The 7,735-nt window shown below is 42.1% G+C and carries 14 protein-coding genes and 1 pseudogene; 1 reads left to right on the forward strand and 14 read right to left on the reverse strand.

The features are described 5' to 3' along the window. Positions 1–50: SEC-C metal-binding domain-containing protein (locus AB4232_RS13235; protein ID WP_372087306.1), on the forward strand; the 50-nt coding region annotated here is incomplete at its 5' end. Between the two features lie 182 nt (positions 51–232). On the opposite strand, the gene AB4232_RS13240 is transcribed toward AB4232_RS13235, so the two are convergent. The 14 genes and pseudogenes from AB4232_RS13240 to AB4232_RS13305 form a co-directional block, all read right to left on the reverse strand. Then, positions 233–691 (reverse strand): DUF302 domain-containing protein, encoded by a 459-nt coding sequence (locus tag AB4232_RS13240; protein WP_372087298.1) that lies wholly within the window; start codon positions 689–691, stop codon positions 233–235. 209 nt (positions 692–900) lie between these two features. Beyond that, complete coding sequence (locus tag AB4232_RS13245; RefSeq protein WP_372087299.1) at positions 901–1,359, reverse strand: GNAT family N-acetyltransferase; 459 nt, start codon at positions 1,357–1,359, stop codon at positions 901–903. A 34-nt stretch (positions 1,360–1,393) separates the two neighbouring features. Continuing rightward, on the reverse strand, positions 1,394–1,975 hold the full coding sequence (locus AB4232_RS13250; protein WP_135381692.1) for an HD domain-containing protein: 582 nt from the start codon (positions 1,973–1,975) through the stop codon (positions 1,394–1,396). Between the two features lie 53 nt (positions 1,976–2,028). Then, positions 2,029–2,445 (reverse strand): VOC family protein, encoded by a 417-nt coding sequence (locus AB4232_RS13255; protein ID WP_017061801.1) that lies wholly within the window; start codon positions 2,443–2,445, stop codon positions 2,029–2,031. A gap of 110 nt (positions 2,446–2,555) precedes the next feature. After that, positions 2,556–3,170 (reverse strand): LysE family translocator, encoded by a 615-nt coding sequence (locus AB4232_RS13260; RefSeq protein WP_012604019.1) that lies wholly within the window; start codon positions 3,168–3,170, stop codon positions 2,556–2,558. A 49-nt stretch (positions 3,171–3,219) separates the two neighbouring features. Further along, complete coding sequence (locus AB4232_RS13265; RefSeq protein ID WP_372087300.1) at positions 3,220–3,690, reverse strand: GNAT family N-acetyltransferase; 471 nt, start codon at positions 3,688–3,690, stop codon at positions 3,220–3,222. Between the two features lie 36 nt (positions 3,691–3,726). Continuing rightward, on the reverse strand, positions 3,727–4,083 hold the full coding sequence (locus tag AB4232_RS13270; protein ID WP_108193916.1) for a hypothetical protein: 357 nt from the start codon (positions 4,081–4,083) through the stop codon (positions 3,727–3,729). An 88-nt stretch (positions 4,084–4,171) separates the two neighbouring features. Next, positions 4,172–4,606 (reverse strand): GNAT family N-acetyltransferase, encoded by a 435-nt coding sequence (locus tag AB4232_RS13275; protein ID WP_372087301.1) that lies wholly within the window; start codon positions 4,604–4,606, stop codon positions 4,172–4,174. 77 nt (positions 4,607–4,683) lie between these two features. Then, complete coding sequence (locus AB4232_RS13280) at positions 4,684–5,091, reverse strand: bleomycin resistance protein (protein WP_372087302.1); 408 nt, start codon at positions 5,089–5,091, stop codon at positions 4,684–4,686. Between the two features lie 87 nt (positions 5,092–5,178). Next, positions 5,179–5,616, reverse strand: a complete 438-nt coding sequence (locus AB4232_RS13285; RefSeq protein WP_372087303.1) for an NUDIX pyrophosphatase — start codon at positions 5,614–5,616, stop codon at positions 5,179–5,181. Between the two features lie 25 nt (positions 5,617–5,641). Beyond that, positions 5,642–6,058 (reverse strand): NUDIX hydrolase, encoded by a 417-nt coding sequence (locus tag AB4232_RS13290; protein WP_280589188.1) that lies wholly within the window; start codon positions 6,056–6,058, stop codon positions 5,642–5,644. Between the two features lie 56 nt (positions 6,059–6,114). After that, positions 6,115–6,960 carry an MBL fold metallo-hydrolase gene (locus tag AB4232_RS13295; protein ID WP_372087304.1) on the reverse strand — a complete coding sequence of 282 codons (846 nt, stop codon included), beginning with the start codon at positions 6,958–6,960 and terminating at the stop codon, positions 6,115–6,117. Positions 6,961–6,978: 18 nt separating this feature from the next. Continuing rightward, on the reverse strand, positions 6,979–7,467 hold the full coding sequence (locus tag AB4232_RS13300; protein WP_372087305.1) for an N-acetyltransferase family protein: 489 nt from the start codon (positions 7,465–7,467) through the stop codon (positions 6,979–6,981). A gap of 159 nt (positions 7,468–7,626) precedes the next feature. Next, positions 7,627–7,735 (reverse strand): annotated as a pseudogene (locus tag AB4232_RS13305) (NAD(P)-dependent oxidoreductase); the annotation flags it as partial.

Consider the following 7,735-nt stretch of genomic DNA (forward strand, 5'->3'; position numbering starts at 1 on the left):
ATCCATGTTCTTGCGGTAGCGGTAAGAAATACAAGAAATGTTGTGCATAAGCACTTCTGATTCATGCTACTCATAGTGTGATTAAGATGATTGATTAAAACGGGCAGATCACTACGATCTGCCCGTTTTTTTTATGTCCAGAGTTGCTCATTTGGAAATATATTAGCTTTTAGAGAAAAATAGCTTTTGCTCAACCATGATAAATCAACCAACATGCTGGTGAACTATTGGGTTATTTCGCTTTAGCCACTGTCGCTTCTGACAACTTACTTAGTACACCCGATATTTTTTGAATCACTTTGTCACAGCCATTGATCGCGTGACGCTCTACCAAGTAATTAGGATCGTTGTAAGACAACCATACTTTCTTATTGGAATCTTCCGTGACTAACACCTTCTGCGGTAAATCTATCGCGACTTCTTGAGCACATTGCATTAATGGTGTCCCTACTTTCGGGTTACCAAAGATGATGACTTCGGTTGGTTTCAATTCAAGATCGACCTTACTCGCGTTTTTCTGATGGTCGATTCTCGCAAACAAGGTCAATCCTTTGCTTTTGGCGATTTCTTCAAAGCGGTCAGCGGTCTCTTTCACTGAGTAATTACTTTGATATTTAATCAAACCATCAGAAGCCGTAGCTGAAAATGATGCCGAGAGTAAAATGGCGCATAGTGGTAGTAATTTTTTCATCGTCACCTCTGAGATTTAACCTAATCAAACTTACATTCGTAGCGCCACTTCTAAAATCAGCGACGTAACCCATGTCAGTATAGACACGTTTCCATTCTCTGCTAGCAGAGAGACTCATGAAACCTTAACCAAGAGTTAGAACTTGAAGTTTGCATATAGCCTTGTAAACAATAGAAAATAAGATATTAATGTTATATTTAAGATTATCGTTAGAGCTCGATATATAGCCTCAGCATGTCTTGATGTTGAATGCCGTGTTCGAAGATAGGTTCAGGATAATGATCGATGAAATGGTTCTTGATGACAGAGTCGACGCGAAAGCCAGCACGTTGGTAATACGTAAGCTGATAACCGAATGTGCCGGTCCCTAACTCTACACGTTCAACCTGTTTATGAGCTAACTGATTCAATGTGAATTTCAACACTCCGGAACCAATGCCTTGTTGCTGATGCTTAGGGCATACCGCGACGTTAAAGATTTCAACGATATTTTCCCCGATTGGCTTAACGACGCAGACACCGACAATCTCGTTACCTTGCTCACTATCTTGTTTAGCCGCGTAACACCAAGATTCGCTTAGGTATGACGCAATACTTGCTTCTGACGGATCAGCTTCAAGTAACAACACCATTGGGATTTCGCTAGAATCAACTTCTAAGTATTTCATTTGAACCTCGTAAAACTCATGGCCTTTCAATACTTTATTTTAACAACCCTTTGTCCGCAGCACCTTCAAGTTGCACTTCTAGTTCTTTCCATAGAGCACGACTGCCTTTAGAGATACGCTCGCCATTAAAGGTCAGTACTTTGTCTTTGGATATGTTGTGCTTCTTCCAGCTGTGACCATCACCATGGATGTTATGAAGCAAAGGTGGCACTCTATCGATCGCCTTACCAAATCTGGCTTCCGGTGACTCACCCGCTTCGAACTCAAGCCATAAATCCAAATACTCGGTTCTTAAATGGCTTGGCAATGATTTCAGCAAGCGCTCAACACAGTTTCTCTCTTTGAGTTTGTTTTCTTCGGTTTCACTGGCATAAATGATGGTGTCTCCTGCATCGATTTCCCCAAGGTCATGTATCAGTAACATCTTCATCACTCGCGTAATATCGATTTGTTCATTGGCATAGTCTTTCAACATAAGAGCGCTCAAACAGACGTGCCAACTATGCTCAGCGGAGTTTTCATATCGATCCAATCCAACCGGTTTTGTCTGTCGATGAACATCCTTTAATTGTTCAATTTCGACCATGAATTGCAGAATGCCTTTGATTTCTTCCACGATGAGCTTCCTTTAATTGAGCTTGAGCAACACACGAATGAGCCTTAGCTTACTTACCTGTTAGCCATAGGGTGTTCAGGGTTTAACTGAAGGAGATCCCACAAGTTACCGTAAAGATCTTCAAACACAGCAACGGTACCGTAGCCTTGCTCTTTAGGCTCTCGGACAAAGTTAATGCCCAAAGACGTCATGCGTTCGTAATCACGCCAGAAGTCATCGGTGTTTAAGAATAGGAATACGCGTCCACCAGCTTGGTTGCCGATGAAATCAAGTTGCTCTGGCTTGGAAGCTCTAGCAAGTAACAGGCTCACACCGGTTGAATTTGGTGGAGCAACAACAACCCAGCGTTTATCTTCTTCTGGTAAATACGTGTCTTCGATGAGATCAAACTTAAGCTTGTTTACATAAAAATCAAGCGCTTCATCGTAGTCTTTTACCACGAGTGCAATGTGGACAATATTCTGTTTCATAACATACCTTGTTGGGGTTTTAGCTACGTGGAATGATGCCATGAAGCAGGCAAAGACACTAGGTGTTAACACTTAGTTTGGTGTTATGGTTAAAACAGTCCTAAGAGTACTCATGTTTTAGTTGCTAGCAAAGCACCGCAAGTCGCCAAAAAGCCACCTGATAACCTGTTCAATAGCATCTTTGCTGAGCGCCCTTGAAATACAAAACGAGCTTTAGAGGCAGTGCAAGCATAGAGACTCAATACTCCACCTACAGCTACAGTTGAAATCACCAAAATCATCATCACATCTGTTGTGGTAAATGTTTTTAGGTCTATGAATGCGGGAAAGAAACCCATGTAAAACAAAATCGCCTTTGGGTTTGAAACTGTCATCAATAAGCCGATAGTCACGCTTGAGGCTTTCGTTCCTTGCTCCGAAGATGTACTCGATGATTCACTAACATCTGACGTCCATGTTGTGTAAGCCAACCAAAACAAATAGGTAACGCCTACATATTTAATTACCGTAGCAAATTCACCCATTGCGCTAGCTAAAGCTGATAAACCAGACAAAGCTAAGAATATAAAAATGTAATCCGCGATTAGTACGCCAAGCACCACTAACAAGCCTTGTTTCCAACCAAAGCTTAGAGACCTCGACAGAACTGCGAGAACGCTGGGTCCCGGTATGGCTGCAGATAGTAACATCGCAACAAATAGAGCTATTCCTGATGTAATTGACATGATCCCTCCCTAGATCGTTTGTCGTTCGACAATTAACCTATTTATGTGACTAAACGATTTGACCGCGCATGATAAATTGCGGGCCTGCTGCGCCACCTAAATACTGTTCATTGGTATCTTCGAAGCCGCCTTTCTTATAACAGTTGAATGCTGCGGGATTTTTGCAATTCACGGTTAAGTAAATCAACTCATACGCTGAGTAATTCGCTTTTAAATATGGAAACAAAGCTTTGACCGTGCCCGTTCCTAAACCTTTACCTTGCTGGTTTTTATCAAGCACAAAAGCTCTTAAGCCAATACTTCCTTCAGGGCAGAATTCGTAGTGCTCTGCGTAAGCGATATCCAGCTTAAAGAAACCAACAACTTCGTTATCAGACTTAATCACGTGCAAGTGCGTCGTTTCACTGCCGTCTAATAAAAACTCTGCAGCTGTACCAGCGAACTTAACCTGTTCATCGGCGAGTTGGATGGCCTGAACTAACGCCACATGTGATTCTTGAAGCCTTTCAATAGTTATCATTGTTGTTCCTTCTGTATAACACGCACGAAAAACCGACTAGAGCTCATCGCTAGTGTCTCGAGAACCGTAGTTTGGGAAGTTGATATTAAGAACGTTATCATCCTCAAGTGTGAATAGAACGCTTCCATTCTCGACACCAGTTTCGTTCCTATCTGAACAACCTAGAAACAGCTCCCAATCAAACGAATATTGAAGGCGGTATTGATTCGCATTGATGTGTAGAACGTCTTTGATTTTAATACCGTCCACCACGTGTGCCATATCATCGATGTATGACAGGTCTGGGATTAACTTTTCTTCGAAATCACTCTTATGCTCGGTTAAGAAATTGAGCAGTTCAGAACATAACTCGGAGCCATGAACCAATGGTTTAGACAGACTAGAAAACAACATTTCTAATTACCCCAGAATTGTTTTGATATTGGGTAGGTGCGCGTGAACCTGTGACAAATTCAAGCTACGCCAGCGCGAATCTATAAGGTTAAACGTTACTATTATCCGAGCTATTAAACGAGTACATTCGAACTTCATCTCGAGGAAACCAGCCCAATTTTTCGTAAAACTGTTGAGCGTTGATGTTGTCGTTATAGACAAACAAGTGGGTCTTCGGGATGCCTAACCCTGCAAGTGCATTGACCGCCTCTGCGACAAGCTTACAACCTAACTTTTGTCCTCTAAAGTTGGCCGAGACAGCTAAATGTTGTAAATACCCACGACGTCCATCCGTTCCTACTAACACAGCGGCAATGATCTCGTTGTTACTTTCAGCCACAAAACTCAGACCAGGGTTACGATCTAAATAGCTCGCAATGCTTTCTTTCGAATCGGCATCGCGAATACTCATGCCTTCTGTCTGACACCACAACGCGATCACTGAGTCGTAGTCTGAAATTGCCATTTCACGAATGTTGACCACTCTACTCTCCTTGTTTATACGGGTACTTAGTTAGCCGTGTTTCTCGTAATAAATGAGTAGCTAATAATACTTATGTGTTAACGAATATCTTGGCAGAACCTAAAGAGATAACCGTCAGGAGTTTGAACGATGAACTGCTTCTGAGTCGCGATCGAACCCCCACATTGATAAGACTTCGACTCTAACGCTAAGTAAATAGAATCAGCGGCGCTTTCGTTAACTCTCTGATAAAGTGGTTCGATATCGATAACATCCCATTGAAAGTTAACGCCACGCCCTAAAGGAAATTCCAGGTCACCTGAAAGCCATTTTCGACTTTTGCCCGCAATCCCTTCAAGCATCACATCAACACCATCAAGCGTTAGATAAACAAACTCTTCATCTGGGCGCTCGTATTTCACATCAAATCCCAACACATCGACAAAGAAGGATTTGCTCACATTAATATCGAAACAATAAAGCTCTGGAACTACTCGTAACGTCATGATTTACCTATTCACTAAATAGCGAGAGATTAGTAAGAATCTAATCAGGATTTCCACTCTAATATAGAGTTAATTAATCTGTGTACTTTAGCTAGCTTTATAAAGCCTTTCGTTAATCTCCCAAAGCGCGTTTCTGTTTGAGTCATATGTTAGAAGTTCAATAGCTTCTTGGTAGTCGCACCAACGGTAATCTGTGTGTTCACTTGATAGTTCAGGATCTTTCGTCACTTTAACTGAGAAGGAATGCTCAGGAATGACGAATGGATGCTCAGTCCAATTGTGATTCCCTGCATAAAAGACTTTTGGAAGCATGCACATTGAATCAAGCTGCTGCCAGTTATCACCGACTAACTGAGTTTCTTCAGAAAGCTCTCGTTTTGCTGCTTCAAGAATTGATTCATCATTTTCGCCACCACCGGATATTGCCTGCCATACACTATTGTCACTTCTGCGTACGATTAAAAACCGAGGTTTGGTGTCGACTGTTTTGTAGGGAAAGACTAAAACTTGAAAAGGTGCTCTCATTGATTTGCCCTCCAATCATTCGCGTTTACTGCGCTAGCTTCCCAAGGATGACCGGATCGCTCAACAGATTCGTCAGAGGAAGAAACAATGGCTCAGGTAACTCATCTAGCTTAAACCATTTCCACTGCTTACATTTATCAGGTTCTGTTATCTCTGGTTCGCCGCTAGCGTCAGAAGCAACAACAAACAGCGTTATATAGTGCTTGTTCTCTTTCTCAAAAATATCATTGGTAAAAGAAAGCTTCTCAAATGCACTAACAACTAAACCAGTCTCTTCGAGTGTTTCGCGTTTGGCACACTCTTCGATACTTTCACCCCACTCAAGGTGTCCGCCCGGCGTTGCCCACGTATGAGCCCCATGAGAACCAATTCGTTCTCCAAGTAGTACTCGTCCTTCACGTAGAATAACCGCAGCTACACCTACTCTTACTTCCTGACTCACTTAAAACTCCTTAATTCTTACCAAGTGACAAACGTACAGCTAAGGTTTGACCAACGCTACACATTAATACACCTACCTGTCGGCATTGCTTCCAAACGCTCGCCTAATACTTCTTTCAACAGGCCATAAGCTTTCTTGCCTGTGCAGTGCCCTGTATACAGTTTATCAATGGGGTATTGAGACAGCGTCAATCCAAGCTCTCTAATGTCTTGCTTTGTGCCACCAATACTATTGAACAATGGTAAGCCCACTAGATGGAAGCCCCCGACAACCGCTTTTATTCTCTCTCCTGGGAACAGAGTAACCGCTGTATCAACCATATTAAGAACGCCACTATGCGCACATCCCGTGAATATAACTAAACCATCTGGCTCTTTAATCACTAACAGTAATTCATGATCAAATGAGTCGCGCTCCCGTCGATTTTCCGACTGTGTATAAAGGTATTTATTACCCTTAGGTTGTTCGTGTTTCACGCTAATATCTGTGATAGCAAAGACATTTGGGGCGATCTCAGTCGTACGATTAACGAAGACTAACCGCTCGTTGCTGTTTTCTAGTAAGTCCGGATTGATCCCGACATCACTTTTGAAACCGAAAGCCCGGAAATGATAGCTTTTCTGTTCGCAATTTTTCAGAAACACTTTGGCTTTAGAGTTATGAGTAACAAAATCAGCGGTGCCATTACAATGATCATGATGTCTGTGTGATATGACGGCGAGGTCTACATCCTTGATATCAACACCCAGTAATGGTGCGTTTTGACAAAACGTATCGCCACTTCCCGTATCGAACAAGATCTTTAGCGATTCAGTTTCAATATGCAGTGATAGTCCGCGCTCAACGGCTAAATCTTTCCTGTTATCCAGTCGAGAGTTATCAACCAGCGTCGTTATTTTCATAGTTCCCTTTTGATTCATTTACGAATCGCACATTGCCCAACGGAAATAAGGTCTTTGACCATCCATTCGCTCAACCTCTGCACCCAACCTTTTGTAGAAATCATGCGCTTTCTTATTATGTGGACTTGCCGTCCATGAGATGTGAGAGGCGGTTGATGACTTCGCTTGTGACTTTAAAGCCAACATAAGTTCACGGCCATACCCTTTTGATCTTTGATTTCCTGTAACCAATAGGTCGTCAAGCCAGATTGATGGCTCTCCACTGAAGGATGAATATCGATAGTGATACAGTGCGAAGCCAAAAGGCTCACAATTCCGTTCCAATATTAATGCATGGGCAAATGCGTAATCACCAAATAGTGTACGTTCGATTTTCTCTATAGTTGTCGAGATTTCACCAACAAACCCTTTCATACTCCGGTCAAAGTCGGCTTTTTGTTCAATAAACTCTAACAAGACACTTGAGTCTTCTTTCGTCGCAGTCCGTACGATCACGGTCTTCTCCATGTTTGGTAAGCCTCATGCTGTATAAAGGTGTGAAGCGCGCTTGTCGTTCAATGCGAGCTAACTAAAAAATGACGCTACCGATTAACTTAAGTACAGACGCCGGAGAGACTAAACTCAACTAAAAGTAACTAGGGTTGGTAATTAGAAATAAGCACTCAACTATATGTAATTTTCAATATATTCACTAATTGACTCAGTAGCCTCAAACGAAGAACTAATTGGTAATTTTAGATTCAGTTGTTCAATACCAACGGCCATAGAGCCATTT

It is taken from the genome of Vibrio sp. 10N.286.46.A8 (assembly GCF_041470165.1).
GTDB classification, from domain to species: domain Bacteria; phylum Pseudomonadota; class Gammaproteobacteria; order Enterobacterales; family Vibrionaceae; genus Vibrio; species Vibrio tasmaniensis_A.

What these genes read in the sequence shown, in the direction of transcription:
- AB4232_RS13245 (WP_372087299.1), bottom strand. Translation starts at nt 1,359, where the DNA reads ATGAAATACTTAGAAGTTGATTCTAGCGAAATCCCAATGGTGTTGTTA.
- AB4232_RS13270 (WP_108193916.1), bottom strand. Translation starts at nt 4,083, where the DNA reads ATGTTGTTTTCTAGTCTGTCTAAACCATTGGTTCATGGCTCCGAGTTA.
- AB4232_RS13265 (WP_372087300.1), bottom strand. Translation starts at nt 3,690, where the DNA reads ATGATAACTATTGAAAGGCTTCAAGAATCACATGTGGCGTTAGTTCAG.
- AB4232_RS13255 (WP_017061801.1), bottom strand. Translation starts at nt 2,445, where the DNA reads ATGAAACAGAATATTGTCCACATTGCACTCGTGGTAAAAGACTACGAT.
- AB4232_RS13285 (WP_372087303.1), bottom strand. Translation starts at nt 5,616, where the DNA reads ATGAGAGCACCTTTTCAAGTTTTAGTCTTTCCCTACAAAACAGTCGAC.
- AB4232_RS13300 (WP_372087305.1), bottom strand. Translation starts at nt 7,467, where the DNA reads ATGGAGAAGACCGTGATCGTACGGACTGCGACGAAAGAAGACTCAAGT.
- AB4232_RS13260 (WP_012604019.1), bottom strand. Translation starts at nt 3,170, where the DNA reads ATGTCAATTACATCAGGAATAGCTCTATTTGTTGCGATGTTACTATCT.
- AB4232_RS13280 (WP_372087302.1), bottom strand. Translation starts at nt 5,091, where the DNA reads ATGACGTTACGAGTAGTTCCAGAGCTTTATTGTTTCGATATTAATGTG.
- AB4232_RS13295 (WP_372087304.1), bottom strand. Translation starts at nt 6,960, where the DNA reads ATGAAAATAACGACGCTGGTTGATAACTCTCGACTGGATAACAGGAAA.
- AB4232_RS13240 (WP_372087298.1), bottom strand. Translation starts at nt 691, where the DNA reads ATGAAAAAATTACTACCACTATGCGCCATTTTACTCTCGGCATCATTT.